Origin of the sequence: Paenibacillus arenosi (assembly GCF_014841135.1) — a bacterium.
GTDB classification, from domain to species: Bacteria; Bacillota; Bacilli; order Paenibacillales; family Paenibacillaceae; genus Paenibacillus_B; species Paenibacillus_B arenosi.
Genome location: NZ_JACYTN010000002.1, coordinates 387,670 through 414,391, shown reverse-complemented (window position 1 = coordinate 414,391; position 26,722 = coordinate 387,670). Strand labels below are relative to the sequence as shown.

31 protein-coding genes are annotated in these 26,722 nt (G+C 42.8%); 29 read left to right on the top strand and 2 right to left on the bottom strand.

All coding sequences use genetic code 11. The annotated features are described in order from the left end of the window. The first annotated feature begins 46 nt into the window (after positions 1-46). The 17 genes from ypeB (at position 47) to spoIVA (ending at position 13,853) form a co-directional block, all read left to right on the top strand. On the top strand, positions 47-1,381 hold the full coding sequence (gene ypeB / locus IFO66_RS04960) for a germination protein YpeB (RefSeq protein ID WP_192024055.1): 1,335 nt from the start codon (positions 47-49) through the stop codon (positions 1,379-1,381). Positions 1,382-1,533: 152 nt separating this feature from the next. Next, positions 1,534-2,187 carry a flagellar brake protein gene (locus tag IFO66_RS04955; RefSeq protein WP_192024054.1) on the top strand — a complete coding sequence of 218 codons (654 nt, stop codon included), beginning with the start codon at positions 1,534-1,536 and terminating at the stop codon, positions 2,185-2,187. A gap of 114 nt (positions 2,188-2,301) precedes the next feature. Beyond that, complete coding sequence (locus IFO66_RS04950; RefSeq protein WP_192024053.1) at positions 2,302-2,559, top strand: hypothetical protein; 258 nt, start codon at positions 2,302-2,304, stop codon at positions 2,557-2,559. 178 nt (positions 2,560-2,737) lie between these two features. Then, positions 2,738-3,436: a (d)CMP kinase gene (gene cmk / locus IFO66_RS04945; protein ID WP_192024052.1), complete on the top strand. Its 699-nt coding sequence runs from the start codon at positions 2,738-2,740 to the stop codon at positions 3,434-3,436. 7 nt (positions 3,437-3,443) lie between these two features. Continuing rightward, positions 3,444-4,028 carry a lysophospholipid acyltransferase family protein gene (locus tag IFO66_RS04940; RefSeq protein WP_192024051.1) on the top strand — a complete coding sequence of 195 codons (585 nt, stop codon included), beginning with the start codon at positions 3,444-3,446 and terminating at the stop codon, positions 4,026-4,028. Between the two features lie 147 nt (positions 4,029-4,175). Further along, positions 4,176-5,390 carry a 30S ribosomal protein S1 gene (rpsA, locus tag IFO66_RS04935; protein WP_192024050.1) on the top strand — a complete coding sequence of 405 codons (1,215 nt, stop codon included), beginning with the start codon at positions 4,176-4,178 and terminating at the stop codon, positions 5,388-5,390. 87 nt (positions 5,391-5,477) lie between these two features. Then, entirely contained in the window at positions 5,478-6,104 is a 627-nt protein-coding gene (locus tag IFO66_RS04930) for a hypothetical protein (protein ID WP_192024049.1), read from the top strand. A gap of 73 nt (positions 6,105-6,177) precedes the next feature. After that, positions 6,178-7,500 (top strand): ribosome biogenesis GTPase Der, encoded by a 1,323-nt coding sequence (gene der, locus IFO66_RS04925; protein ID WP_192024048.1) that lies wholly within the window; start codon positions 6,178-6,180, stop codon positions 7,498-7,500. A gap of 12 nt (positions 7,501-7,512) precedes the next feature. Next, the gene (gene plsY / locus IFO66_RS04920) at positions 7,513-8,127 is read left to right on the top strand and encodes a glycerol-3-phosphate 1-O-acyltransferase PlsY (RefSeq protein WP_192024047.1); all 615 of its coding nucleotides are present in this window, start codon (positions 7,513-7,515) and stop codon (positions 8,125-8,127) included. Continuing rightward, positions 8,117-9,139, top strand: coding sequence for an NAD(P)H-dependent glycerol-3-phosphate dehydrogenase (locus IFO66_RS04915; RefSeq protein WP_192024046.1), 1,023 nt, complete (start codon positions 8,117-8,119; stop codon positions 9,137-9,139). Before plsY ends, IFO66_RS04915 begins: the two co-directional genes overlap by 11 nt. Positions 9,140-9,235: 96 nt before the next feature. Beyond that, positions 9,236-9,514, top strand: a complete 279-nt coding sequence (locus IFO66_RS04910) for a stage VI sporulation protein F (RefSeq protein WP_028593513.1) — start codon at positions 9,236-9,238, stop codon at positions 9,512-9,514. A gap of 114 nt (positions 9,515-9,628) precedes the next feature. Further along, positions 9,629-9,808, top strand: a complete 180-nt coding sequence (locus IFO66_RS04905) for a DUF2768 family protein (protein WP_028593514.1) — start codon at positions 9,629-9,631, stop codon at positions 9,806-9,808. A 13-nt stretch (positions 9,809-9,821) separates the two neighbouring features. Then, the gene (locus tag IFO66_RS04900) at positions 9,822-10,124 is read left to right on the top strand and encodes a 2Fe-2S iron-sulfur cluster-binding protein (RefSeq protein WP_192024045.1); all 303 of its coding nucleotides are present in this window, start codon (positions 9,822-9,824) and stop codon (positions 10,122-10,124) included. A gap of 22 nt (positions 10,125-10,146) precedes the next feature. Continuing rightward, complete coding sequence (locus IFO66_RS04895; RefSeq protein WP_192024044.1) at positions 10,147-10,770, top strand: nucleotidyltransferase family protein; 624 nt, start codon at positions 10,147-10,149, stop codon at positions 10,768-10,770. A 63-nt stretch (positions 10,771-10,833) separates the two neighbouring features. Beyond that, positions 10,834-11,193, top strand: a complete 360-nt coding sequence (locus IFO66_RS04890; protein WP_192024043.1) for a 2Fe-2S iron-sulfur cluster-binding protein — start codon at positions 10,834-10,836, stop codon at positions 11,191-11,193. Between the two features lie 19 nt (positions 11,194-11,212). Beyond that, positions 11,213-11,944 carry a hypothetical protein gene (locus IFO66_RS04885; protein ID WP_192024042.1) on the top strand — a complete coding sequence of 244 codons (732 nt, stop codon included), beginning with the start codon at positions 11,213-11,215 and terminating at the stop codon, positions 11,942-11,944. A 430-nt stretch (positions 11,945-12,374) separates the two neighbouring features. After that, the gene (gene spoIVA, locus IFO66_RS04880) at positions 12,375-13,853 is read left to right on the top strand and encodes a stage IV sporulation protein A (RefSeq protein WP_192024041.1); all 1,479 of its coding nucleotides are present in this window, start codon (positions 12,375-12,377) and stop codon (positions 13,851-13,853) included. A gap of 159 nt (positions 13,854-14,012) precedes the next feature. On the opposite strand, the gene IFO66_RS04875 is transcribed toward spoIVA, so the two are convergent. Next, positions 14,013-15,284 (bottom strand): MFS transporter, encoded by a 1,272-nt coding sequence (locus IFO66_RS04875; RefSeq protein ID WP_192024040.1) that lies wholly within the window; start codon positions 15,282-15,284, stop codon positions 14,013-14,015. Positions 15,285-15,374: 90 nt separating this feature from the next. Next, positions 15,375-16,421: a metalloregulator ArsR/SmtB family transcription factor gene (locus IFO66_RS24190; protein WP_192024039.1), complete on the bottom strand. Its 1,047-nt coding sequence runs from the start codon at positions 16,419-16,421 to the stop codon at positions 15,375-15,377. Positions 16,422-16,924: 503 nt separating this feature from the next. Between IFO66_RS24190 and IFO66_RS04865 the strand changes: the two genes are divergently transcribed. The 12 genes from IFO66_RS04865 (at position 16,925) to IFO66_RS04810 (ending at position 26,718) form a co-directional block, all read left to right on the top strand. After that, positions 16,925-17,206 carry a hypothetical protein gene (locus tag IFO66_RS04865; RefSeq protein ID WP_192024038.1) on the top strand — a complete coding sequence of 94 codons (282 nt, stop codon included), beginning with the start codon at positions 16,925-16,927 and terminating at the stop codon, positions 17,204-17,206. A gap of 198 nt (positions 17,207-17,404) precedes the next feature. After that, complete coding sequence (locus IFO66_RS04860; RefSeq protein ID WP_192024037.1) at positions 17,405-18,544, top strand: sugar ABC transporter substrate-binding protein; 1,140 nt, start codon at positions 17,405-17,407, stop codon at positions 18,542-18,544. A gap of 104 nt (positions 18,545-18,648) precedes the next feature. Then, positions 18,649-20,169, top strand: coding sequence for a sugar ABC transporter ATP-binding protein (locus IFO66_RS04855; protein ID WP_192024271.1), 1,521 nt, complete (start codon positions 18,649-18,651; stop codon positions 20,167-20,169). A gap of 14 nt (positions 20,170-20,183) precedes the next feature. Then, positions 20,184-21,191 (top strand): ABC transporter permease subunit, encoded by a 1,008-nt coding sequence (locus tag IFO66_RS04850; protein WP_192024270.1) that lies wholly within the window; start codon positions 20,184-20,186, stop codon positions 21,189-21,191. A 179-nt stretch (positions 21,192-21,370) separates the two neighbouring features. Then, positions 21,371-21,643 carry an HU family DNA-binding protein gene (locus tag IFO66_RS04845; RefSeq protein WP_028593525.1) on the top strand — a complete coding sequence of 91 codons (273 nt, stop codon included), beginning with the start codon at positions 21,371-21,373 and terminating at the stop codon, positions 21,641-21,643. An 88-nt stretch (positions 21,644-21,731) separates the two neighbouring features. Continuing rightward, positions 21,732-21,953, top strand: coding sequence for a trp RNA-binding attenuation protein MtrB (mtrB, locus tag IFO66_RS04840; RefSeq protein ID WP_192024036.1), 222 nt, complete (start codon positions 21,732-21,734; stop codon positions 21,951-21,953). Between the two features lie 116 nt (positions 21,954-22,069). Further along, entirely contained in the window at positions 22,070-22,642 is a 573-nt protein-coding gene (locus IFO66_RS04835; protein ID WP_192024035.1) for a hypothetical protein, read from the top strand. Between the two features lie 84 nt (positions 22,643-22,726). Continuing rightward, on the top strand, positions 22,727-23,557 hold the full coding sequence (locus IFO66_RS04830; protein WP_192024034.1) for a heptaprenyl diphosphate synthase component 1: 831 nt from the start codon (positions 22,727-22,729) through the stop codon (positions 23,555-23,557). 88 nt (positions 23,558-23,645) lie between these two features. Continuing rightward, positions 23,646-24,383, top strand: coding sequence for a demethylmenaquinone methyltransferase (locus tag IFO66_RS04825; RefSeq protein WP_192024033.1), 738 nt, complete (start codon positions 23,646-23,648; stop codon positions 24,381-24,383). Further along, a complete protein-coding gene (locus IFO66_RS04820) occupies positions 24,376-25,245 on the top strand; it encodes a UbiA-like polyprenyltransferase (protein ID WP_192024032.1) in 870 nt (289 codons plus the stop codon). Before IFO66_RS04825 ends, IFO66_RS04820 begins: the two co-directional genes overlap by 8 nt. Next, on the top strand, positions 25,245-25,898 hold the full coding sequence (locus IFO66_RS04815) for a UbiX family flavin prenyltransferase (protein ID WP_192024031.1): 654 nt from the start codon (positions 25,245-25,247) through the stop codon (positions 25,896-25,898). Before IFO66_RS04820 ends, IFO66_RS04815 begins: the two co-directional genes overlap by 1 nt. After that, positions 25,846-26,718: a menaquinone biosynthetic enzyme MqnA/MqnD family protein gene (locus IFO66_RS04810; RefSeq protein WP_192024030.1), complete on the top strand. Its 873-nt coding sequence runs from the start codon at positions 25,846-25,848 to the stop codon at positions 26,716-26,718. Before IFO66_RS04815 ends, IFO66_RS04810 begins: the two co-directional genes overlap by 53 nt. Positions 26,719-26,722: the final 4 nt, after the last annotated feature.

Genomic DNA, 26,722 nt, shown 5'->3' with positions numbered 1-26,722 from the left:
ATACTAACACGATTAACTTGGAGCTGTGAAAGGAGACGTTTGTACGATGTATAAACGATTTAGTGCCGTGATGTTTCCGATCGTCACGCTTTTGCTTATTGGAGCGGTAGTGTGGGGGTATCAAGAGAATCAAGAAAAACATGCAATTTTGCTTAAGGCCGAAAATCAGTATCAGCGAGCGTTCCATGATTTGACGTTTCATGTGGATAAACTTCATGACCAAATTGGTCAAACGTTGGCTGTCCATTCATCATCCCAAGGAATGCAGCGTAAAGGGCTTGTCAATGTGTGGCGTTTAACTAGCGAAGCACAAAATGAGATTAATCAATTGCCATTGACCCTGCTTCCTTTTAGTGAAACAGAAGATTTTTTGTCACGCATATCTAATTTTTCTTACCGTGCAGCTGTTCGTGATATGACGAAAGAACCGCTGTCTGATGAGGAACTCAAGACGTTGAAGACACTCTATGCGAACTCGGCAACAATAGCAAAAGATCTTGAACAAGTGCGTACAAAAGTACTTAGCAACAACCTCCGCTGGATGGATGTAGAAGTAGCGATGGCAACAGAAAATGAGCAGTCGGATAATACAATTATCGATGGTTTTAAGACAGTTGATAAAAAAGTTACTGAATATCCGGAAATTAATTGGGGTCCATCTGTCTCCAGTATCTATACGAAGCGATCTGTAACAATGCTGCAAGGCCCGCCGGCTACACAAGAAGAAATGAAGAAGAAAGCACTAGAATTAATGAAACCGCATTCTGTTACCAATGTTCGCGTGAAAAAGAACGGAAATAGCAAAGAGCACGAAACTTATACGGTAAGTGCTGATCATAAACATGGAGACGGCGGCATTATGATTGACTTTACGAAGCAAGGTCAACCGATGTCATATATGGATACTAGGACCGTAAAAGGTTCTCGGGTGTCGATAGAAACTGCTGAGTCAAAAGCAGAAAAGTATTTAGAGAAGCATGGGTACCAAGATTTTGAGGCAGTTCGATATCATGATCACCAAAATATCGCAAGCTTCACATTTGTCCCTGAAAAGCAAGATGTTTATTTATATCCACAAAAAATTCAAGTAAGAGTAGCGTTGGATAATGGTGATATTACAGGGATTCAGGCAGCCGATTATCTTTATGGAGCAGAGGAAGTGAAATCTGTCTCCTTGAAGCCTAAGCTAACAGAGAAAGAAGCGCTAAAACGACTTAATAAAGACATCATTATCGAGGACAGCAACTTAGCTGTTATCAAAAATGAATTGTCCAAGTCAGTGCTATGCTATGAATTTGTTGGCAAACAAGGAAGTCAAAAATACCGAGTCTTTATCAATGCAGATACGGGCGAGGAAGAGTCTATTGAGACATTGAAATAATAGTAAAGACAATGAAGAAAACAGGAATCTATAGGAATCGCCTTATCTACGGGATGGGGCGATTTTTTGTGTGCATCTATGACTTTTATACTATATATTTATGGAGCAAAAGGTACAGGAATGGTATAATTAGGGCGGAGGGGAGTCCAATTATGTTTCCAACTATTAATGATACTTTAATTATTCAAACTGATTCTGCCAATCACCCAGGGGACTATAAGGCCCGTGTGTTGGATTTGGATGATTCTCACATCTGGATCGAAATTCCACTTAATCATGATACAGGCAAGTACGGGATATTTGTGAATACAGAAGTACTGCAAATTCGCTATAGTAAACACGAAGGAGCAGTGTTTCAATTTATGTCGAATATCGTTGCCAGAAAAGAAGCCGGTGTAAGAATGTTTGGCATTAGAATGCCGGCTGTCGAAGATATTCGTTCGTCTCACCAGCGTTCTTTTTTACGCGTAAATGCTGAATTGGAAATTGCGATTCGTACGAGCAGTGGCCAAAAGCTGCTGGCTATTACAGAAGATATAAGTGGTGGGGGAATATCATTCATCGTACCCAAACAAAATGAAACGTTACAATTGGAGGAGCAAATACATTGCTGGATGGTTGTACCTTTCCGAAGTGGTGAGTATGAACATATTCCTTTTGTGGCTGAGGTGATACGTATTGTGCAGAAGGATGAATCTGCTGCAAACAGATTAATCATGATCAAGTTCCATCAAATAAGCGCTACTGACCAGCAGAAGGTAATTCGTTATTGCTTTGAAAGACAGCTCGTTCAACGTCGGGTATAAACATAGTAGTTTACAGAACGAAATTGTAAATCTATATACATAAAATGATTATACATAAGTTTACTCGTATTTCCGCACACTAATTCCACTTATTGTGAGGTTAGGGGTGTGGAGATGAATAACAATACGCAGGAGCAATTGCCTATCGGTTCTGAGCCGACTAAGGAATGTGAAGAACTTGATGAAGAGGATGAAAATGCTGCTCACCGCCAATTGATGTATCAGATTGACAAGTGGAGTTCGAAGCTGTTGAAATTGCTCTTGATCGTTAGTTTGCTAGGAGTTGTTACTCAAGTTAGCATGCATATTCCTGTATTTAGGAACTGGTTTAGTAAAGTAGAAAGACTTGAAGGCGTTCCGTATATTAAATAAATGTAAATGACAAATGAGCAAGTTTCGCGCTGTATTCACCATTCATATCGGTCTTTGGGCCTTTTGCATCCTTTTTATAAGGTGTGGTATAATTTTTACGTCTGCAGGCAATGCCTGCTTTTTTATTGAAGCGCATGAAACATAGTGAAGTGTCATCAGGTAGAAAGGGGTAGACTCGTTGAAGCAAGCGTCACGATCCACTCAAGCAAGAATCAATATTGCCATCGACGGGCCAGCAGGCGCAGGCAAAAGTACAGTTGCACGGCATGTTGCTCGTGAACTGGGTTATATTTATATTGATACAGGAGCCATGTATCGAGCTGTTGCGTTACATATGAACCGGAGAGGTATTTCTCCAGACGAGCCTGAACGAGCTATTGAGGAAATGAAGCAGTTACAGGTGGAACTCATACCTGGAGAAGCTCGTCAAACTATATTGTTAAATGGCGAGGATGTAACGGAACTAATTCGTACACCTGAAGTAAGTCTTCAAGCCTCTAAATTCGCTCAAATTGCGTTAATTCGTGAGACGCTCGTACATATGCAGCGCCAACTTGCAGAACGCAAAGGAACGGTTATGGATGGCAGAGATATTGGGACTCATGTACTTCCTCATGCAGAGCAGAAGTGGTTCTTAACTGCTACGGTGGAAGAGAGAGCCCGCCGACGCTATGTGGAATGGCAGGGGAAAGAGCAAATTACGATGGAACAGCTCATAAAGGACATTGCCGAACGTGATCATCAGGATGCGACACGCGCTATCTCACCATTAAAGCAAGCCGACGACGCTATGTTGTTGGACACAACTTATATGAGCATTGATGAGATTGTTCAACGCATGGTTAAGCAAGCTAACTCCATATTGGATGGTGAGTGATAGGCATATGTTCTATACATTCTGTAAAAATCTTTTATACGTTCTTTATCGCTTTTTCTTCCGATTGGAAGTCAAAGGGAAGCATCATGTGCCACAGACAGGTGGCGTTGTATTATGTGCCAATCATATAAGTAACTTTGATCCTCCTACTATCGGTATTGCTTTAAAGCGAAAAGTTCGATTTATGGCTAAGGCAGAACTTTTTAAAGTACCTGTTCTTGGCTCAATTATTTCAGCACTTGGCGCTTTTCCAGTCAAGCGTGGCGGTGTAGGTAAGGATGCAATCAAGACAGCTTTCCAATTACTTCGCTCAGGCGAAATTATGGGGATATTTCCCGAAGGGACTCGTAATATGTCTGGGGACGTTGCAGCTAAGAAGGGGGCAGCTATGATTGCTCTTAAAAGTGGTGCAGCAGTTGTTCCCGTTGCCATTTCCGGTTCGTATAAGCTGTTTGGTAAGGTTACTGTTACTTATGGTCCGCCAATTGATATGCAAGATTTGCTTGATGCTAAAGATAGCGATATGCTAGAGCAAGCGACGGTTCGAATTATGCAGCACATCTATGCTCTTGTCGATTCCGAGTCGCAATAGCAATAACTTTCGTTTATGCATGAATTGAAGATCTACGTTTCATACTATTGGTATTATTTTCGAGCTTATTTGTAAGCTGATTCGTTATGGGTGCTGCTATATTAAGCAGCTTTCTATAAATGGGGTTCTAATCGAGGAGGTATGGACATGTCTGAAGAAACGAAACAAGTTGAAACCGTAACTGAAAATGCTACTGAACAAACGGTGGACAACATCGTGACTTTGAAAAAAGGAGATACCGTCAAAGGCACGATTGTCAAGATTGATGACAATCAAGCATATGTAAGTATTGGATATAAATACGATGGTATTATTCCTGTTCGTGAATTATCTTCGGTATCAGTAGAAAAAGCTTCTGATGCTGTAGCAATTGGTCAAGAAGTTGAAGCTAAAGTTGTCAGCATTAATGATGGCAAAGAAAGCTTGATTTTGTCGAAACGTATTATCGATAGTGAATCTGCTTGGGAAACGTTGCAAGCGCGCTTTGATAACAAAGAAGTATTTGAAGTAACGGTTGCAGATGTTGTTAAAGGTGGCATTGTTGCTGATGTTGGCGTGCGTGCTTTTATCCCAGCTTCCATGGTAGAGCGTCATTTTGTAGAAGATTTCAGCGATTATAAAGGTCGTACGTTGCGTGTGAAAGTTAAAGAAATTGATCGCGAGAACAACAAGCTTATTCTTTCTCAGAAAGATGTGCTTGATGAAGAGTTCGAAGTAAATAAAAAGCAAGTAATCGAAGGCCTTAAAGAAGGTCAAGAACTTGAAGGTACGGTTCAACGCTTAACTCAATTCGGAGCATTTGTTGATGTAGGCGGAGTAGATGGTCTTGTACATGTGTCTGAGTTGGCTTGGCAGCATGTTGAGAAGCCTGCTGATGTTGTTCAAGAGGGCCAGCAAGTACGTGTCAAAGTGCTTAAGGTTGACCCTTCAAATGGAAAAATTAGCTTGAGTATGAAAGCTACTCAACCTGGACCTTGGGAACAAGCTGGTGGCTCCATCAATATTGGAGATGTGTTGACTGGCGTAGTAAAACGTTTGGTTGCATTCGGCGCTTTCGTCGAAGTAGCAGCAGGTGTGGAAGGATTGGTGCATATTTCCCAAATTTCACATCGCCATATTGGCACACCGCACGAAGTATTGAAAGAAGGCCAAGAGGTTCAAGTTAAAGTACTAGACTTTAATCCAGCTGAGAAACGTGTTAGCCTAAGCATCAAAGAAACAGAAGAGGCACCAGCTCCTACTGAGAAACCTGAGAAGAGGGTAAAAGAAGAGCTGAACAATCCTAATGTTACTTTGAGCAACGAAACAATGAGCTTTACATTGGCTGAACGATTTGGCGACAAGTTGAACAACTTGAAATAAGATGTAAACGAACGGCAATCCTCTTTTGGATTGCCGTTTATTTTGTCCTTCTTTATCCCATCCTAACATAGAATGGAGGGATGTAAGATGGGGCTACAACTTGCCTCGGTGCCGGGGACCGTTGCTGCATTATGTGCGGTCTGTTCCATCATTCTCTTATTTACTGGCTGGAGACAAGTGATTTTACCTCATGCGTCAAGTTATGTGCTTATCCTTGGTATTGGGACTTGGCTATGGGTAACTGGACTGCAGCTAAGAGTAGGTGAATCCATTTGGGATTTAGGATGGCTGCTTATCTGTCTCGTTGCCGTAGCCATGTTCGTGCAGCTTTGGCGATCAGGCATGACGCTTGCAGACTGTATCGTGCTTTGTGGTCAGATGTTGATTATTGCCGCACTTTGGATGATCGTAGACTTATTACGTGAAGCAGGAGATACGTGGGCAACTTCGTTCACTCCCCTGTTGATAAGTGTAATTGTCGGACTAGTTGTAGGGCTTATGTACTCGTCAGCGAGTCGTTCATTTATCGTAGTGACAGGTGTTCTTCTGTGTAAGGAATGGTTGCTGCAAGTGCGTGATAAAGCAACACTTATTATGTTATTTGGTACATTATCAACGGCTGATGAATGGTGGATGACCTATGTGGTATGCCGCTTCAGTGCATTAGTTGTACTTTATGCAGAGCGGTTTGTTATGTATATGCGTCGGGAATAGTTAGCCAATCCGTGATTTTTCTGATATGATGTTGTACGTGTATATTGTTTAGGTAAATGAAGGAGTGAACTGCATGGCAAAACCCGTTGTTGCCATCGTCGGAAGGCCGAATGTCGGGAAATCGACCATTTTTAACCGTGTCATCGGCGATCGATTGGCAATTGTGGAAGACAAGCCCGGCGTTACGAGAGATCGCATTTATGGCTCGGGCGAATGGAACGGGAAGACGTTCAGCATTATTGATACAGGTGGAATCGAGATCGATGGTGTCGATCATATTCTTCGTTCCATTCGTGTACAAGCAGAATTGGCGATTGAAGAAGCGGATGTTATCGTATTTATGTGTGAGGCTAAGAGCGGTGTAACACAGTCGGATGAAGAAGTAGCACAAATTCTATTCCGTTCTGGTAAACCTGTTATTTTAGCAGTTAACAAAGTGGATAACATGCGCCGTATGGATGATATTTACGAATTTTATTCTCTTGGGTTCGGTGACCCTGTGCCTATATCGGGTTCTCACGGAACAGGAATCGGCGATTTGTTGGACGAAGTTGTTAAAAATCTGCCTGATTTGACTGAAGATGAGTATGAAGATGATGTCATTAAAGTAGCCTTAATCGGTCGTCCGAATGTTGGTAAGTCTTCTCTAGTCAACGCAATTCTAGGTGAAGATCGAGTTATTGTAAGTGAAGTTGCTGGTACTACACGTGATGCGATTGATACACCGTTTGAAAAAGACGGTCAAAAATATGTCATTATTGATACAGCAGGTATGCGCAAACGCGGCAAAGTATATGAGACTACGGAAAAGTACAGTGTAATGCGTTCCCTTAAAGCTATTGAGCGGGCAGATGTTGTATTGGTTGTTATTAATGGTGAAGAAGGCATCATTGAACAGGACAAACATATTGCAGGCTATGCTCATGAAGCTGGTAAAGCAGCACTATTTGTTGTAAACAAATGGGATGTGGTTGAGAAGGATGACAAGACGATGCATCAGAATGAGCAGAACATTCGTGATAATTTCTTGTTTATGTCGTATGCACCAATTGTGTTCTTGTCAGCGAAAACGAAGCAGCGCTTACATAAGCTACTGCCAGTTATCCAACATGTAGCGCAACAACATGCTAGACGTATTCCGACTCACTTACTTAACGACGTGATTTCAGATGCGGTTGCTTACAACCCACCGCCGACAGACAAAGGTCGTCGTCTTCGGATCAACTATGCCACTCAAGTGGCGGTCAAACCGCCTACGATGGTTATTTTTGTAAACGATCCAGAGCTTATGCACTTCTCATACGAGCGTTACCTGGAGAACCGCATTCGCGCTTCGTTTGACTTTGAAGGAACGCCGATGCGATTGTTCACGCGTCGCAAATCAGACGAGAGTTAGGAGCGATCTAAGGTGACGTTACCCATACTTTCTATAATCGGCAGCTATTTGATTGGCTCAGTTAGTTTCAGCGTTCTGTTTGCCAAATGGCTCCGTGGAATTGATATTCGACATCATGGCAGCGGCAACGCTGGCGCAACGAATACGCTGCGTGTATTAGGAAAAGGTCCCGCCCTTTGCGTATTACTGCTTGATGCAGTGAAAGGTATTGCTGCTGTTTTGCTGGGCTACCTTGTATCGGATGACTCATGGGTAGCTGTAGTTTGTGGAATCGCAGCTATTGCTGGCCACAATTGGCCGATCTTTTTCCGTTTTCGTGGTGGGAAGGGAATTGCTACTACAATTGGGGTTCTCGCTGTGTTGGCATTTTGGGCCGCGCTATCAGCGTCTGTGTTTGCCATTTTGACCATCGTATGGAAAAGGTACGTATCCCTTGGTTCGCTAGTATTTGCATTTTTGACGCCAGTGTTTATTTGGTTGTATAAATACGACAGTAGTATCTTTTTAGGAAGTGTGCTGCTTTGTCTCTTTGCTTTCTACGCTCATCGCAGTAATATTGTGAAGCTGATGAAGGGCACAGAGAATCGTCTCGGTGCTAATAAGGGAGGAGAGGCACGTGTCCGTTAAAAAGGTTGCTGTATTTGTAGCTGGGAGTTGGGGAACCGCGTTATGCCAAGTTTTGGCTGACAATCAACATGAAGTAGTCGTCTGGACACGCAGCGAACAGCAAGCCGTTGAAATAAATGAACGGCACACGAATCAGAAGTACTTGCCAAATGCGATGCTTAATTCAGCTATAAGGGCAACTACTTCAATTGAGGATGCGATGGATGGCGCGTCTGCATGTGTAATCGTGGCTCCATCAGCAGCGTTGCGCGGTGTAGCAGCACAGATGAAGCAGTATTGGCAGCAGCATATGTTCATCGTTCATGCCGTTAAAGGATTTGAAACGGAGACACTTGCAAGAATGTCTGAGGTGCTAAACGACGAACTTCAATGTGGTGAAGAACGCATTGCTGTCTTATCTGGTCCCAGCCATGCGGAAGAAGTAATTAGTCAATGTCCAACTACAGTCGTTGTCGCTTCAGCATCACAGGAAACGGCTGCGAAGGCACAAGATTTATTTATGAATGATTCTTATTTCCGTGTCTACACGAACTCAGATGTAGTTGGGGTAGAACTGGCTGGTGCACTTAAAAATATTATAGCATTGGGAGCGGGACTCTCAGATGGTCTTAAATTCGGTGATAATGGCAAAGCAGCACTTATTACGCGTGGATTAGCTGAAATCGTTCGTCTTGGAACAGCAATGGGGGCCAATCCATTAACGTTTGCTGGCTTAGCAGGTGTTGGTGACTTAGTTGTAACGTGTACGAGTCAGCACAGTCGCAACTGGCGTGCTGGATCTATGATCGGTCAAGGGATGCCTATTGATGAAGTGCTTCAGCAAATGGGGATGGTAGTAGAAGGTATTCGTACAACGAAGGCTGCTCATATATTAGCTGAGAAGCATGATGTACAAATGCCAATTACAGAGCAGTTGTATCGAGTATTGTTCGAACAACTGGAACCCAAAACCGCTGTTGAGAAATTGATGGGCCGTGTTCGAAAGAACGAGATTGAGGATATCTCGTTCTAACTGGACATGATTTCAATTGGACATGGTAACGAGCCTCACCTTCGTGCTTGCTCTTTCATACACTATGAAGAGTTCAGTTGAGGAGGCACAGGTGACATGTCGAAGGGGAAAGTTCCGAAAGATGCACTCCAAGCAATTAATAAGAAGATTAACAAGCCTATTACAGAAAATCAGATCAAAAACGTGGCAAGTACTGTAACTCCTGAAACGATGCAGAGCGAGGCTCAGCTTCGACAGCTCATTAAGCAGGTCGCTATGATGGCGAACGTGCCGGTTACGGAGTCAACGGTGAATGAAATTATTAGTACCGTGAAAAAGAGCGGGATAAATGGAGGCAGTCTAGAGTCATTAATGAAGCTGATGACGAAGAAATAGGCAACTGCTAATCGTCGAGACGACATGTTGGTGAAATCAACCAATATGTCGTCTTTTGTTTCTTTATGACGGATGTTATAATAGGGTCAGTTTGGAAGAATGGGAGACGTTGGCATGGATGGTTTAACGAAGATGTGGGTTTCATTTATCGGAATTGGTCTCATGGCTTTATCAGCAATCCTCGTTGTGTTTGCCCGATCCAAGACTCGTGGATGGATTAAGGGAATATTAACATTAATTGCTTTCGTAATACTTTTGCTAGGTATGTTATACAGCTTTATTTCAATTGTATAGGGGCTCAGCGAACATGGGTGAACTCAAATTAATGGGTCGAACAAGAGAAGGACAAGCAGAAATTATTGTAGGTCAAACGTTGCTGCAGTCGGCAATCGAGCTTCAATTGGATTGGCAATATAGATGTGAACGAGGTACGTGTGCACAGTGCCGTTGCATGATCGAGGAAGGACATCTCCAATTGAATGGAATAACAGATGCTGAATGGGATCGAATGGACGAAGATGAATTACGAGCTGGTTACCGATTAGCATGTCAGGCTAAAGTATTAGAGGCTGACACGACAATAGCAGCGAAGTTTGCACCATATTACTAATGAAATTGTGACGGGGTTTACTATGCATCAACAAATGAGAGAAACGATGGCTCATGCGATTGAATGGCTTGCAAGTCAGTCGCATGAACCTTCGAAATGGATGATAGGTGGAAGTTGCAGCCTATTGTTACAAGGAGTGGAGCTACTGGCTCCGCCAAATGATATTGATGTGTTCGCTGATCAATGTGATGCACAGCTGCTTCATCAATTATGGCGGAGTAAATCTACGGATGACGCGGTTTGGAATGAGACAGAAATGTATCGTTCATTGCTAAGTCATTATGAAATAAATAGTTGTTCTGTAGAGCTTGTTGGACAATTCCATGTAAAGAACGATTGGTGTAGTTACCAGATGGAAGTTAGTGAGGGCTTGTGGAAATATGCTCCATCTGTGAACGTTGGGGAACATTCCATCATATTGACACCTCTCATACATGAGCTTCTTTTTAATATGTTAAGGGGAAGAGGAGAGCGTGTAGATGCCATTGTAGCGGCAATTCAATGCACTCCCCAGCAGCATAAAGAAGTATTGTCTTATGTATTATCTAAATGTCAGCCATCCACTAGTGCATATTTGAATATTCGACGTGTATTGCCTGAATTATGCCTAGATGTGTATGAGAATAGCGCGCACAGCAAGGATTAAAGGAGTATTCTACACCGTGTTGTTGGATTAACTCTACTAGCATCCGCATAAAGGAGGTGCTGTATGAGCATTAGTATTCAGTTTGAACCTGATGGCAAGCAGATTGAAATTAAACAAGGCATGACCGTTTTGGAGGCTGCGCGTAAAGCGCGTATTTCCATACGAACTCGTTGTGATGGCAAAGCGGGATGTCTACAATGCAAAGTGTCGATTGAGGCTGATGAGGGGATGATGAACTTCCCAACGGAGGCTGAGCAGCGTAAGATGGGCTATTTCTCAACTTGTGGAGAACGATTAGCCTGTCAGACTCGTATTATTGGCTCGGCACATAGTAAAGCGATCGTTCATGTGCCAGAAGATCCTTTAAAGGCGGCAGTTCGTAAACGATTGCTGGAGCAGCAAGAGGAAGACCGCCTGTGGTAGGTGGGGGAGGAGAGTCGGATTGAGTCGCACTAAATTCGTAGTCAGCTTACTTCTGGTTGTTTGTTTGCTTTTACAGGGATGTATGTACCCTAATGAACTGCGAAAAGAGAATCAAGCTTCTGCAAAAGATGGAATTTTGCTCGTTCAGCATGCAGTTGACGAATATCAAAAACGAAATTCATTACTTCCGATTGTTACTGCAGATCAATCTGTGCCGAGATACGAGAAATTCAAAGTTAATTTTGAAGCTTTACTGACAAATGAAGTGCTTAGTGCAATTCCTGCCAATGCATTTGAAAATGGAGGGACAGGGGTTTATCTCATTGTTAATGAAGAGATTAAACCTACCGTTCGTCTAATGCATCTTCCGACAGCTCAGAGGGTAAATGACTTACAGCGAGCGGTTACGATGTACATAGAGAAGCATGCAGGTCAGTTGCCGAGTAAAGAACAAATATATCCTGGATTTTTTGAAATATCGCTAGAAAAGATAGGTGCTCGCCCTGTCGATATCCAGAGTCCGTATAGCGGTGATTCACTCTCTTTTATTATGGATGAGCAAGGAAACGTATTTGCAGACTATGCTCCAGATATCATGAAGGCTGTTGAGAAGTCGGGTAAGAAACCTGCTGACCATACGGATCAGGTTCAGGAACTGCTCGTAACGGAAGGTTTGTTTGTACCCGTTAAATCTCCCGTTTATGAATGGAGAGAGAATGCGCCTTGGCCTAAGAAAAGCGTCGGGATATGATCAAATGGGGTAATTTGTATAGCAAGTAGAAGCAAGTGCAGGTAAGAGACTGCACTTGCTTTTTTATTTTTAGTTTTTCAAGTAGAAATACATAATGGTTGTCATATATTTGAACAAAACACATATACCTGTGTAGGAAGGCGTCGCTCTGCTGAAGAGCCCCTCATAGTTATTTACTAACGTTATGAGCAGCGATAGTAAAAAAAGTGTGGCTGATCGTCATATTTATGGCGTTCTATCATATGATGTTACTAGTCCAAAGCATGTACAGGTTGCATCGCTTGCTCATTGCTGCATATGAATCCGGGCGGCGAACACTAGCGACAACGGCAACAGCTCAATTCCAGCAACGGTGCTAATTGTTTCTGAAGGGCGGAAGGCGGACGCTGCCTTCATGTCCGTCGGGAATTATTTGAGGAGGGGATATCAATTGGAGAAAGTAGACATTTTTAAGGACATTGCCGAGCGTACCGGCGGGGATATTTACCTCGGGGTCGTTGGTGCGGTCCGCACGGGTAAATCAACATTTATAAAACGTTTCATGGAAACGGTCGTGCTGCCGAATATTACAAACGAATCCGATCGCATCCGTGCCGTGGATGAACTACCACAAAGCGCGGCTGGTAAGACAATTATGACCACTGAGCCGAAGTTTGTCCCGAACAATGCGGTTCAGATTAAAGTGGCAGATGGTCTTGAAGTAAATGTAAGACTGGTAGACTGTGTAGGTTATGCCGTTGAAGGTGCCAAAGGATACGAGGATGAAAGTGGACCACGTATGATTAATACACCTTGGTTTGAGGATCCGATTCCGTTCCAGGAAGCAGCGGAAATAGGGACACGCAAGGTGATACAGGAACACTCAACATTAGGTGTAGTCGTAACAACAGATGGTACGATTGCTGAAATCCCACGTCGTTCTTATGTGGAGTCAGAAGAGCGGGTTATTAATGAGTTGAAGGAAGTTGGCAAGCCATTTGTGCTTATCATCAACTCCACGAAACCGCGCAGTGACGAGACACAGGCGCTTCGCAATGAATTACAAGCGAAGTATGATATTCCAGTGCTGGCGCTTAGTGCTGCGACGATGGGTGAAGAAGATGTTATCGGCGTATTGCGCGAAGTGTTGTACGAATTCCCGGTTCATGAGGTGAATGTAAATTTACCTAGCTGGGTAATGGTACTGAATGAACAGCACTGGCTCCGATCCAGCTATGAAAGTTCAGTCCGTGATACAGTGAAAGATATTCGTCGCTTGCGTGATGTGGACCGTATTGTGCAACAGTTCACTGAGTATGACTTCATTGCACGTGCTGGCTTGAGTGGCATGGATATGGGGCAAGGCGTTGCGGAGATTGATTTGTATGCACCGGATGAGCTGTATGATCAAATTTTGATGGAAGTGGTTGGTGTTGAAATTCGCGGCAAAGACCATCTCCTTCAATTGATGCAGCAGTTCGCGCATGCAAAGAAAGAATTTGATCGCTTCGAAGAAGCGTTAGAAATGGTTAAAACAACCGGCTATGGCATTGCGGCGCCTACTCTTGCAGAGATGGCACTGGATGAGCCAGAACTTATTCGTCAAGGCTCTCGCTTTGGTGTTCGTCTGAAGGCGACTGCTCCGTCGATACATATGATACGTGTCGATGTGGAATCAGAATTTGCTCCGATTATTGGTACGGAGAGACAGAGTGAAGAACTTATGCGTTATCTGATGCAGGACTTCGAGAATGATCCTACGAAGATTTGGGAGTCCGACATATTTGGCCGTTCGCTTCATTCGATCGTGCGCGAAGGCATTCAAGGCAAGATTGCCATGATGCCAGACAATGCTCGATACAAGCTGCAGGAAACGCTGGGTCGTATTATTAACGAAGGCTCTGGTGGCTTGATAGCTATTATATTGTAATGGCGTTATACATTTATTTCATGTACTAAATAAGAACCCCCCTTCAATTGGTAGACAGCTCTTTTTAGAGCTTTTCTACAATGAAGGGGGTGTTTGTTTACAATAAATACATTTACTTTATGCATCTATTCCGCACTAAGGACTCGGATTGAAGTTCACTCATAAAGATTGTGCCAGCTTATTTTGTTCCATTTCCATAGAAAGCGGATGAGGATTGACTTGTAATTTGGCGATCCGATAAGCGACTGTTATTGCGAGCAGGAAGACGATACATCCTGTTCCAATAAACAAATAGCTAATCGAAACGGCTGGATACAGTTGGCCGACTATAAGTGACATAAGCAGCATAGGTCCCATCCATGCTAATTGAATGAACGTACTCACTCTACCTTGAAAATCTATTTCAACATGAGTTTGTATGAGTGATGCGGTTGTGATGTTATAGGCTACGATACCGGTAAAGAATAGGACAGTTGCAGCAATGACCCAGATAACACTTGGGAAAATAGTCATTCCACCTAATCCGCATGCAAGTAAGAAGACGGATATCGTTAACAGACGCTCCGGCTTGCATTTTATTTTCGGAATTAGTAACGAACCAATAAGCATAGTTACGCCGATAATAGGGGTAAACCAAGACAAGGATTCTTTAGGCAGTCCTAAATATTCAGTAATGAGGAACATCTGCATTACATTATATACGCCTGCTACTAATCCGAACGCCAAATTACTAAGCGTAACGATCTTGACGATTTTATGGCCCAGCGCAAATTGAAAGCCAAGTTTTAAATCGCTCCAAATAGAGCGGAATGTTAGTGTATTTGTGTTTATACTCGGAGATAATTCGTTGTTCTGCTGTTCATTCGGAATTCGAATAATAGTAGTAGCAGCACTAATAAAGAGAACAGTCGCAATGACGATCATGAAACTTGACCCAATCGCGCCGTACAACATGATGGCAACTACAGGTCCAATAATGTTAGTAAAGCTAATGGACATTTGACGATAGCTTGCAGCAAGGAGTCTATCATCACTGTGCACAAGACTCATCGTAAAAGCAGGCTGTGAAGCTCGAAAGACAAGTGTAGAAATAGCTGATAAAAAGGAGCCTATGTAAATCATAAGTACGGAGTTCGTTGCGATCGCACTAATAAATAACAGCATTACTACTGCTCTAAACAATAATGCGCCAGACAAGGATGTCTTACGATCAAAGCGATCTGCAAATACGCCAATAATAGGGCCTAGTAAAAAAATCGGGGCGTACTCTAATATGAGGTTAATGGATATAGCTGCTGCTGCCTTATCGGCAAATTGTTCTAAAATAACGAATAAAAGTGCGGTATTGCGAATGTTATCACCAAATTCAGAAGACCATGCAGCAAGCCAGAAGCGAAGAAACTTTGGATTGCGTCGTAAGAAGTTTTTCATATTAATCATCCTTTTTATATTTTTGTAGAATATGACTTTAGATGAATATCGAATATTTGTTCGAAAGAATAACACAGCGTTAGTGCTGTGTTATTCGGTTAACATCTGCGTTAAATTCTGAAGCACTTCTGCGATGCGTTCTTTATCTACATGGTAATAAACTTTATTTTCTTGCCGGATGGCTTTGACAATCCCTGTCGTCGTTAATGCGTTGAGATGATGCGATATCGTAGAGTTTGTCAGGTTTAGTTCTTTGGCAAGCTCATGTCCATAACGTGGTGCGCGGTTCAATAGTTGAATGATATGAATCCGCTTCTCATCGGACAGTACTTTTAGAGAATCGCTAATTTGTTGATGATTAATATCATGTTTGCTGATCATGTCCAGACGGTTAATGCCCAACAAGCATATAAATCCATCTTCATTATCATATATGAACGCTGCTGTGTTCATAAAATAAGAAGGGAATACATGAATCGGTAGATCGTTCGTCGAAACAGGTACAATGTCTGTTCTTAAAGCTTTGTTCAACTGCTTAACGCCATGCTCATGAATAAGCTGATTAAGCTGGAGTAAGCTTTGCTCTAATCGTGTAGTTAGCTCCTCTTCCCAGAGCTTGTAAATATCCTCGTAAAATAGGCGAAGCAGTTCTAGATACCTGCTCTTCATCCGTTCTGTATCTGCATGGAAGTAGAGCATTTTCCAACGTTCTTTTTCAGGTAATGACGTTTGTTCTAGCCGTTCAAGTATATTGCTTGTGGTGAGTTCTGGCATGGTGCGTATTTCTGGATCTATACTATAGTTCAAAAATTGAAGGAAAAGCTCATTGGACGGCAATTGCTCTATCCAATGAAACAAATCTTTAATGGACATGTTATTTTGAATAATAGTCGGCAGAACAGATGTGCCGCAGGAATTATCATGATGGAAAAACAATTGAATTTGTTCAAAAGTATCTTTTGACAGTTTAAGCCGAGCTTCTTGAACGTATTGGTTGAGTTGATTATCCTGGTGCAGCTGCATGGAAGGTTGCTGCGGTACCAATTGGTCATGGTTCGTTAGTCGGAACATTGCTGCTAGTAGCTCAACGGTAATAGAGCTGCTCGTATTTAGTGGGATCGCTGTTAGATTATTCACCAATTTCGAATCTCCTTTTAGATACTTATCGAACATGTCTTCAGTTTACAATATAATGGTAATAGTTGAAACAGTCAATCGTTTTATTTGTACTTACTTTTTACAAGCAGATATATGTCGATTAGGTTCGTAACTAATGTTTGATGAAAATCGAATGTTACTTCAGATTAGAATAAATTGTTAGAGTGATTCTTGCTACTGTCAAGTGTTCAGTTAGTGCAGATTCAGTTCGTTTTGATTTCGTATCACTAAATAGCTTGTTTAGAGTAGTGATTGGTAATACACGTCTTTTTGCATTGAAATAAATCGATTTAAAAGGATTGATCATGATAACACCTCTCTTCGTTGTTCGTCTAATGTCTTTTTTGATGATTATGATAACTAATTTAATGGCAATTCCTGTATCTGTCAAGTGGCTCTCATGAAGTTTATTTAAGAAAATGGTATACTCATAGTAAGTCCCTATTTTTGGGGAGTAGGATAAGAAGAGCGAGGGATTTTTGATGAGCGTGCAAAATGAAGTACATATTGTGTCAGCGCAAATGAAAACAGATGTGGAAGGTGCATACCTTGGAACGGTTGTTTTCAAGCTTGAAGGCTACCAGCATCCGTACGAGTTGACGATCTACAGTAAGAAGGGAAAAGAATGGGATTATAGTCTACATTACACGTCTGAAAGTGGAGTAGAAGAAGAGTTGCTGAAGTTAGATGAACGATTAGAAGAAGATGACGAGTTATTCGATACGCTATTGGAGGCTGCACAACAAGCAGGCGAAACAATATAATTATAACTCAAGGGTTGCTTGCCGTTTAGAGGGTAAGCACCCTTTTTTTATGTGATTTTAATTGAATTTTAATGGAAAAACGATTAAATACCTTAAAACCGATTTACATACTAGGAAATAACGTTTATATTATTGTCTAATAGTTGTGCGGAAAATGTTGGTTATAAGCACGCTAAATATACAATAGGGGATGTTGAGATGGGGACAACGTTGAGACGAGGGCGCATGTGGGGAATGTTTTCTGCTATTTTATGTTTTTCTATCATTTTATCTGCATGTGGAATTAAGTCAGCAGGACAGTCGACAGGTGGTAGTGAGAGTGGAACGACACAAACAACGAAAACAGCAAATCAGCAGGAAGAAAATAAAGTTGAGAACGAAAAGGATCTAAAAGGCAAGCGGATCGCGCTAGTCATGGAATTAAATACAGGAACGTTCTCGCAGCAGTATGCTGAAGGCGTTAAGGAAGAAGTAGAGCGATTTGGTGGAGAGTTGACGGTGTTCGTCGCTGAACGAGATAAATCTAAGATGGCTACATACGTAAATATGGCTGTGAACCAGAACTTTGATGGTATTTTAACCGATCATGGCACACCAGAGGCATTGACGAAAGGGATTAAGAAGGCACAGGAAAATAAGATTCCTGTCGTCGCCTTTGATGCGTTACTAGATATTCCGGGTGTCACTGTCCTCGAACAAGGGGATGAGAAAATGGCTGAATTGACATTAGAGCAGTTGGCAGCGGATGCGGGTGGAAAAGGAAATATCGTGAAAATCTGGGTAGCTGGATTTGCCCCGATGGAACGTCGTCAGACGGCGTATGCTGCTTTCCAACAAAAATATCCGGATATTAAAGAAATTGCGGCATTTGGTGCTGCATCCAGCAGTACAGCATTGGATACACAGGCTAAGATGGAAGCTATTTTGAAGCAGTATCCTAATAAAGGTGATATTACGGCCGTGTGGGCTGCCTGGGATGAATTCGCTAAAGGTGCTTCACGAGCGATCAAGCAAGCAGGCCGGGATGAAATCAAAGTATATGGTATCGATATGAGTGATGAGGATTTGCAAATGCTTCAAGATCAGTCTAGTCCATGGATTGCAACGGCTGCTGTTGATCCGAAAGACATCGGGCGTGTACAAGTGCGCTATTTATATCAAAAGTTGTACGGTGAACAAACAGAAGATCGTGTTGTCCTTGAACCGGTATTTGTAAAGCGTGATGATCTGCCAAAAGACAAACAAGTATCAACAAATGAACTTGGACAGTATGTACAAGGTTGGAGCGGCAGCAAGCAAGGGGAGAAAGAGTGGATGAAGTCGTTTCCATATAAATAATTGCAATATCCAGCAAAGGTGGGGCTGATATGACGCTGACAACACGATACGCAGCAGAATCTTCACCCACGATCGTAAATAAGGAGCAGGGAAGTGAGAGTGATATGGCTCTCTCTCGCTCCTTATTACGCATGGTGGGTATAGAAAAGAGTTTTAATGGGGTACCGACACTTAAGGCAGTTGATTTTGAAGCATATAGTGGTGAAATCCATGCACTCTTGGGAGCAAATGGGGCTGGGAAAAGTACGCTTATGAAAGTGCTCTCTGGCGCTTATTCATCCGATGCAGGCCAGATCGAACTGCACGGGATGGAGCTGCAAATTGAGCAGCCGAAAGACGCGCGTAGTGTGGGGATTTACTGTGTCTATCAAGAAGTGGATACCGCGCTTGTCTCACAATTAACGGTCGCAGAAAATATTATGTTGGATCAGATGGCGCAAGACACAGCATCTTGGTGGGTTAGTCCTGCTCAGCAGCAGCGGCAGGCGGCTGATGCATGTGCCAAGCTTGGGGTGGAGCTACCACTAACAAAGTTCGTGTCAGAGCTATCATTGGCAGAAAAGCAAATGGTTCTTATTGCAAGAACACTTATTGGGCAGGCGAAAGTGGTTATTTTTGATGAACCTACAGCACCCCTTAGTCAGGAGGAAGCTGCACGACTGTTTGCTGTTATGCAGCTGATGAAAGAGCAAGGGCTCGTCGTCATTTTTATATCGCATCGCTTACCTGAAGTATTTGCTATTTGTGATCGTATTACGATTATGAGAGATGGGGTTAGGGTTCATACAGACCATGTTTCGAAGCTATCGATACAGGATGTCGTCAGTCATATGCTAGGACGCACGCTAGAGGAGCGGGTGCAAAAGGAAGTTGTTCCGATCGGTGAAGTTGTTTTGGAAGCGAAAAATCTCATATCTGGTCATCGAGTTCGTGGTGTTGATTTTTCTGTACATAGCGGCGAAATTGTGGCTGTGGTTGGTATCGTTGGAGCAGGTAAAACGGAGACTACAAGATTATTAACGGGTGTGGAGCAGCCCGAAGCGGGTTCCATCTACATTAGAGGCCAGTCGGTTCGCTTCAAGGAGCCTGCGGATGCGATTGCAAAGGGAGTTGTACTAGTACCGGAAGAGCGACGCAAACAAGGGCTTATCGTACATGAATCGGTGGAAACCAATGTGAGTCTCCCCCTATTAAACCAACTATCGAGCTGGAGTGGGTGGATTAACGCTAAGAAAGAACGTCAACTTGCGGCGGAAATCGTCGAAAAACTTCGAATTAAAACAGCATCGATTCAGACGCTGGTTCAATATTTAAGCGGTGGTAATCAACAAAAAATAGCAATCGGAAAGTGGCTGGAATCCGATGCGGATGTATATGTATTTGATGAGCCTACCAAAGGTGTTGATGTCGGTGCGAAAGAGGATATATTTCAAATTATCGGTGATTTAGCGAAGCAGGGACATGCCATTCTGTACTTTACTTGCGAATTTGCAGAAGCGATAGGGATCGCAGATCGAATTCTTGTGATGTGTGACGGGAAGATAGTTCAAGAATTTGATCGACATGCAGCTACCCAAGAACAGCTCTTGTTCTACGCTAGCGCCGGCAAAGAAGGGGAGCTATAAGTATGGAAGTAGGTATTAAACATAAACTATTGCACTTTTTATTCCGTTATGGAGCTATATTTGTAGTCATTGGAGTGTTTGTCTACTTTTCACTGCGGCTTGAACATTTTTTGACGGCCTCTAATATTGGGGATATTATGGCTTCCATATCGATCGTAACCTTTGTGGCGTTAGGTGTTACTTTTTCATTGATTGTGGATGGATTTGATTTGTCAGTAGGCTCTACCGTTTCACTTACGACCGTCGTAACCGCGTCAATGATGGTGTGGTATGAAATGCCGATGATCGTCGTCATTGGAGTGCCACTATTAATTGGTGCTTTAGTAGGTTTGCTGAATGCACTTTTTATTATCAAATTTCGTGTTCCTGATCTATTAGCGACGCTAGCTGTTATGTACATAATTGCAGGTATTCACAAGACGTATACAAAAGGCTACTCCATTAATGATCATATGTTATTCCCTGACGGCACTAAGGCTCCAGGTGTTATTACAACGTCATTTCAGACGATTGGTCAAGGAGAGTTCTATATTGGTAGCCTCAGCGTTCCTATCCCTGTACTGTTCATGGTGCTGGCTATTGTAGCTGCACATCTGCTGCTGCGTTATACTCGTTTTGGCAGACAGATGTATATGACTGGTGGCAACCGTGAGGCTGCACGTTTGTCTGGTATCCGAGTGAATCGAATTCGGACACTGGCTTATGTTATATCAGGGATTTGCGCTGCAATTGGTGGTATTTTATTTACATCAAGAGTAGGAACGGGAGAAATTGATGCAGGTGCGCCACTTTTGATGGAGGCAGTAGCGGCTGTATTTGTTGGTTTCTCTGTTTTTGGAGCGGGCAAACCGAATGTATTCGGTACTTTTATAGGTGCGCTGCTTATAGGTGTGCTTGTTAATGGATTAACGATGATGAACTTGCAGTATTACACACACGATATTATTAAAGGGACGGTTCTCGTGTTGGCACTTTCGATTACGTTTTATGTGGTGAATCGAGGGCGTTCTTCTTCTTCATAATTTATAAGTAGCAGTCATATCGCTACTTGCAATTGATCTGAGGGTATATTACTATAAATTTGTTCCAAATGTACGATTACATGCTAAGGGACTCCGTATAGGATATACTTAGGTATATTTTTATAGGAACTAGTGTAAACAATGGATAACCACATACTTGAATCGGGAGGTGAGCATACATGAACAAGTCCGAATTGATTACGCAAGTCGTTGAGTCAACTGAACTTCCTAAGAAAGATGTAACAAAAGTTGTAGACGCAGTATTCGAAGCGATTTCCACTGCACTGCAAGAAGGCGATAAGGTTCAGTTGGTAGGCTTCGGTAACTTCGAGGTTCGTGAGCGTTCCGCTCGCAAGGGCCGTAACCCGCAAACGGGTGAAGAGATCGAGATCCCTGCTAGCAAGATCCCTGCGTTCAAACCAGGCAAAGCGTTGAAAGAAGGCATCAAATAGGCTTTTACATAGGACTGTCTTTGCTCAGCCGTGACGAATGTCACGGCTTACTTTATGTGGTACACTTATTTAATAAGGAGGGGTTGACGTGGAACAAACGGATTTTGTTGTCATTAAGGCGAAAGAACAAGGCGTACAAGTTATCGGATTGACAAGAGGGCAAGATACAAAATTTCATCACACCGAAAAATTAGACAAGAATGAGGTTCTCATTGCACAATTCACGGATCATACGTCTGCAATCAAGATTCGCGGCAAAGCTATGGTTATGAGCAAGCATGGTACAGTTCATACGGATAAAGACGATTAGAATAAAGGCAGGCATAGCCTGCTTTTTTTCATTATAGAATGAGGTATGGACATAAGTTCGTCCGTCGACACTGGTAGTATGTCTTTGCGATGACTTAGTGGAAGGCGAAAGGGTGTGTGAAGTTGCGAAGATGGCAGAAAGCACTCCGTAACACGACGTTATACATATTGAGCGTTACGATTGTAGTCTTTGCTCTAGGAATGTTGTCCTCAGGGCGCAGCTTGCATGGCAATGAGCTAAAAGCAATGCCAATGATGAGTACGATTAATCAAGCCATGCACATAGAAAATGATAAGCTTGTAGATGCGCTGCTCTCTTTGCCTACTCAATTGCCTATTAGCCGTGTGAAATGGAGTGATTCAGGCTTACTATCACTGGACATCCGTGTAGCTGCCAGTATCCATCACCCGAGAATCATTTATGAAGAATTGTACCGCTGGCTTCACTTTAGTTTTTATGAGACGGACAATATTAATCGTTTGGAACTTAGAGTTATCATTGAAAATAAAGAACGTCGCCAAAAACATGTGCTGCTCGCATTGGATTCACTTCGCGATCAAGTCACCGCATCTGTCTTGAATGAGCTAGTCCAAAATGGACATCCCCTTTCCGTTCAAGCGATACGAGCCATGCGATTGAGTTATACAACACTGTGGACTGAACAATTTGGAGCGCGTGTTAGGCTATAAAAAATATCACCGTCTTACTGACAATATGCTATAATAATCAAGATCACGACATCCAGATGGATGATTGCATTCGGAGGCACGAGGATGAAAGGATATGCTATTCCGCAAGAAGTAAAGCGTTATGTGGGACATGACATGATTCAGGCGCACACGAAGCTGCCATCGTTCGCGAATGAGCGGATAGCTTTGCTGTACGCCTTTTTGAAGCGGAACGAAGATAACCAACAGATTACGGAACGTATGGCAGCGGTAACGTTACTTGTACAACTTGGAATCGATACGCATCATACGGTTGAGTATGCGAGTAGTTCCACCAGTGATCGGAATATGCGTTCTCGACAGCTCAAAGTGCTGGCAGGAGACTATTTCAGCAGCCGCTTTTATCAAATGTTAGCCGAAGTGGGGCAAATTGAAGCGATTCAGCTGCTTAGTCGAGCAGTTTGTGAAGTAAATCGCTTGAAGATGACCGTAGCTGCTAGTGTGCGTGATGGATCTATGAATCACAGCCGCTATTATGAGCAAGCAGTGAAAATAAAACAATGTCTGTTCCACGCTTTTAATGAATGGCTCAATCGTGCTGATGTTGAATTATACGAACAATTGCTTGATTTAATTAGTGAACGAGAAGTAATTCAAGAAGAGTTAGAGATGGTGAAACAGCATGCTGTGGAGTCTCATAGTTGGACATATTGGTTCGTTATGGCACATGCATCATCCGCTCAACTTAATCGTTGGCAGCATGAAGGAATTATCGAGCAGGAGTGGAATGAGTTGCTGCAGCAATGCAAGCCAGAGTTGATTTTGCATGAGAGAATGAAGTCTGTTGAAGAGCGATTGTCCACCATTTTAGGTGCAATTGTGAGCGATACGCAATCTTCTTTTGTGGAGTCAATTGTTTCTGAACTTGCGATATAGGTTTGTATTTGTGTACAAGCTGTATCTTAACGCCGATAAGTGACGAACCAGTTGTTAAATAGGCGATGAAAGGACTAGGTGACGTGACGTGAAGACACATTCGCCGAAGGAAGGCAAAGCTAAAGAGCAACATGTACATGCGGTATTTGAAAATATCGCACCGAAATACGATGTGATGAACGACATCATAAGCTTCCGTCGCCACATAGCATGGAGAGCGTACACGATGAAGAAGATGAACGTTCAACGTGGGCAGAAGGCTCTCGATCTATGCTGCGGTACTTGTGATTGGACGATTCAGCTTGCACAAGCAACGGAAACGGGAGCGGTTTACGGCTTGGATTTCAGTGCGAATATGCTAGCACATGGTAAGACCAAAGTAGACAAGCTAGGCTTGGACAAGCAAATAACGCTTGTGCAAGGCAATGCGATGGAACTTCCGTTTGAGGACAATACGTTTGATTATGTGACGATTGGATTCGGCTTGCGCAATGTGCCTGACTATATGCAGGTTATTCGTGAGATGCGTCGAGTCGTCAAACCAGGTGGAAAAGTCGTTTGCTTAGAGACTTCTAAGCCTTCTACGCAGCCTTTTAAAGGTATTTATAATTTCTACTTCCAGAAGTTGATGCCGATGATGGGCAAAATGGTGGCGAAGCGATATGAGCAATACCAGTGGCTGTCGGAATCTCAGGCTTCTTTCCCTGATCATATACAATTGGCCCGTATGTTTGAGGAAGCGGGATTGGAACGAGTTGAAGTGAAGCCATTCTTTATGGGTGTAGCTGCGCTTCATATGGGGACGAAGGGGATTGAACATGTTTAATAAAATAAAAGTATTTCTTGAAATGATCAAGTTTGAACATACGCTTTTTGCCTTGCCATTTGCGTTTATGGGATCCATTCTAGGTGCAATAACTTTACAAGGTAGAATGCCGAGCTGGACGGAGATTGGCTGGATTCTAGTTGCTATGGTAGGTGCGCGCAGTGCTGCTATGGCATTGAATCGAGTTATTGACGCAGCATATGATGCGAAAAATCCTCGTACAGCTAATCGAGCGATTCCAGCAGGGTTGTTGAAGTTTGGTGAAGTAATCGTGTTTACGGTTGTTTCATTTGGATTATTAATATGGGCGGCATTAAAGTTACAGCCATTATCTTTATTATTATTGCCTATTGCTGTGTTTATGCTCGTATTTTATTCGTTTACAAAACGCTTTACTTGGCTCTGTCATGTTATTCTTGGTTTAACAATTGCGCTTGCGCCGCTAGGTGGCTGGGTAGCTGTAACGAATGTCGTTGATTGGACTGCAATGGTCTTTTTCTTGACCGTCGCCTTATGGACGGCAGGGTTTGATATTGTGTATGCATGTCAAGACTATGAATTCGATAAGAAGGAAGGCTTGCACTCCATTCCTGTTCGTTTTGGTATTGCAAACTCGCTTATGATAGCTCGCGGTTTTCATATTGTGACAGCAATTGGCTTTATATCGTTAACGTTTATGACGGAGCTAAGCTGGTTGTATCTCATTGGAACATTAATTGCTGCAGGCTTGATGATTTATGAGCATCTTATCGTAAAGCCGAATGATTTGACACGCTTGAACACTGCGTTTTTCACCATGAATGGAGTGCTCAGCGTCGTAGTATTTGTATTTAGTTTACTTGACTTGGTGGTGCTGCGCTAATGAGTCGCTCTGAACGTTGGATCGTAGGCATTACAGGAGCAAGCGGAGCTATATATGGTATACGTCTTGTTCAATCTTTGCTTGCTGCTGGTCACTTCGTTCATTTGCTCATTTCTGACGCTGGCTGGCGTGTACTTAAAGAAGAGCTAGATTGGCAAGTGACTAGAAGGCAGGAAGCGATTAAGGAAGCGTTTGGTGATGCTGCTGAACGCATTCAATATCATCCTATACAAGATATAGGGGCAAGTATTGCAAGCGGATCATTCCGCGTTAAAGGAATGATCATTATGCCGTGTTCAATGGGGACACTGTCTGCCATCGCTCATGGTACATCTGATAATTTGATGGCGCGTGCGGCTGATGTCATGATTAAAGAAGGAAGACCACTCGTCTTAGTTCCTCGTGAAACGCCAATGCATGCTATACACCTTGAGAATATGCTCAAGGTGTCCCGATTAGGTGTCAAAATAGTCCCTGCGATGCCTGCCTTTTATTATCGTCCACAAACATTGGATGACATCGTAAACTTCCTTGTTGGAAAGGTATTGGATAGCTTGGATATCGATCATCAGCTGTTTACAAGGTGGGGAGAGCAGACTAATGAGCATTCCGTTGAATCCGCAGAAGAGAACGATACGAATCGGTCAAATTGATTATACGAATGTTTGGCCGATTTTCTATCACTTTAAGCCTGAACAAACGTTATTGCCTGTTGAACTAATTCCTGCCGTTCCTTCGACCTTAAATAAGTCGATGAAGGAAGGGAATATCGATATGGGACCTATATCAGCGTTTGCGTATGGTGAATCCAGTGAAGACTACGTGTTATTCCCTGATTTGTCGGTTAGTGCCTATGGGGCGGTCAATTCCATTTTGCTATTTTTGAATAAGCCATTGATGGAAGCGCTAGAAGGTACGATTGCATTAACTACGTCTTCTGCTACTTCCATTAATTTGTTCAAGATTATAGCTGAGAAGCGCTATGGCGCTCAACCTAGCTATATTTCTATGGACCCCCAACTTGAGGGAATGATGGAAAATGCCGATGCTGCCTTATTGATAGGTGATCATGCGATTCGTGCATATTGGGACAATGAGCGGCATGGGCGCTATCAGGTGTTGGATTTAGGGCAAATGTGGCAAGAATGGACAGGCCATTGGATGACATTCGCGGTATGGGCTGTGCGTAAGCAGGCACTCGTGAGTCACCCTTCTGACATTGGCCGCATCGTTGATGCTTTTGAGCAAAGCAAGCACAAAAGTATTCTTAACCCAGAACCACTTATTCATACGGCTGTACAACGAGTCGGAGGTACAGAGAAGTTTTGGCGGCACTATTTTGCAAACTTGAACTATGATTTTGGTCCAAGGCAGCAGCAAGGGTTGCAGTTGTATTTTGAATATGCTTATGAGCTAGGTCTTATTGATCATCATGTTCAACTTGATATATGGTCTGAAAATAAGGTTGGTTAGGTGA

Bases quoted from the DNA above. Each gene is read 5' to 3' on its own strand.
- IFO66_RS04890 (WP_192024043.1), top strand. From the start codon at position 10,834: ATGAGCATTAGTATTCAGTTTGAACCTGATGGCAAGCAGATTGAAATT.
- IFO66_RS04815 (WP_192024031.1), top strand. From the start codon at position 25,245: ATGAGTCGCTCTGAACGTTGGATCGTAGGCATTACAGGAGCAAGCGGA.
- IFO66_RS04900 (WP_192024045.1), top strand. From the start codon at position 9,822: ATGGGTGAACTCAAATTAATGGGTCGAACAAGAGAAGGACAAGCAGAA.
- IFO66_RS04950 (WP_192024053.1), top strand. From the start codon at position 2,302: ATGAATAACAATACGCAGGAGCAATTGCCTATCGGTTCTGAGCCGACT.
- IFO66_RS04875 (WP_192024040.1), bottom strand. From the start codon at position 15,284: ATGAAAAACTTCTTACGACGCAATCCAAAGTTTCTTCGCTTCTGGCTT.
- IFO66_RS04865 (WP_192024038.1), top strand. From the start codon at position 16,925: ATGAGCGTGCAAAATGAAGTACATATTGTGTCAGCGCAAATGAAAACA.
- IFO66_RS04895 (WP_192024044.1), top strand. From the start codon at position 10,147: ATGCATCAACAAATGAGAGAAACGATGGCTCATGCGATTGAATGGCTT.
- IFO66_RS04855 (WP_192024271.1), top strand. From the start codon at position 18,649: ATGGCTCTCTCTCGCTCCTTATTACGCATGGTGGGTATAGAAAAGAGT.
- IFO66_RS04910 (WP_028593513.1), top strand. From the start codon at position 9,236: ATGTCGAAGGGGAAAGTTCCGAAAGATGCACTCCAAGCAATTAATAAG.
- IFO66_RS04820 (WP_192024032.1), top strand. From the start codon at position 24,376: ATGTTTAATAAAATAAAAGTATTTCTTGAAATGATCAAGTTTGAACAT.
- ypeB (WP_192024055.1), top strand. From the start codon at position 47: ATGTATAAACGATTTAGTGCCGTGATGTTTCCGATCGTCACGCTTTTG.
- IFO66_RS04940 (WP_192024051.1), top strand. From the start codon at position 3,444: ATGTTCTATACATTCTGTAAAAATCTTTTATACGTTCTTTATCGCTTT.
- rpsA (WP_192024050.1), top strand. From the start codon at position 4,176: ATGTCTGAAGAAACGAAACAAGTTGAAACCGTAACTGAAAATGCTACT.
- IFO66_RS04810 (WP_192024030.1), top strand. From the start codon at position 25,846: ATGAGCATTCCGTTGAATCCGCAGAAGAGAACGATACGAATCGGTCAA.
- der (WP_192024048.1), top strand. From the start codon at position 6,178: ATGGCAAAACCCGTTGTTGCCATCGTCGGAAGGCCGAATGTCGGGAAA.
- IFO66_RS04845 (WP_028593525.1), top strand. From the start codon at position 21,371: ATGAACAAGTCCGAATTGATTACGCAAGTCGTTGAGTCAACTGAACTT.
- IFO66_RS04860 (WP_192024037.1), top strand. From the start codon at position 17,405: ATGGGGACAACGTTGAGACGAGGGCGCATGTGGGGAATGTTTTCTGCT.
- IFO66_RS04955 (WP_192024054.1), top strand. From the start codon at position 1,534: ATGTTTCCAACTATTAATGATACTTTAATTATTCAAACTGATTCTGCC.
- IFO66_RS04905 (WP_028593514.1), top strand. From the start codon at position 9,629: ATGGATGGTTTAACGAAGATGTGGGTTTCATTTATCGGAATTGGTCTC.
- IFO66_RS04930 (WP_192024049.1), top strand. From the start codon at position 5,478: ATGGGGCTACAACTTGCCTCGGTGCCGGGGACCGTTGCTGCATTATGT.
- IFO66_RS04830 (WP_192024034.1), top strand. From the start codon at position 22,727: ATGAAAGGATATGCTATTCCGCAAGAAGTAAAGCGTTATGTGGGACAT.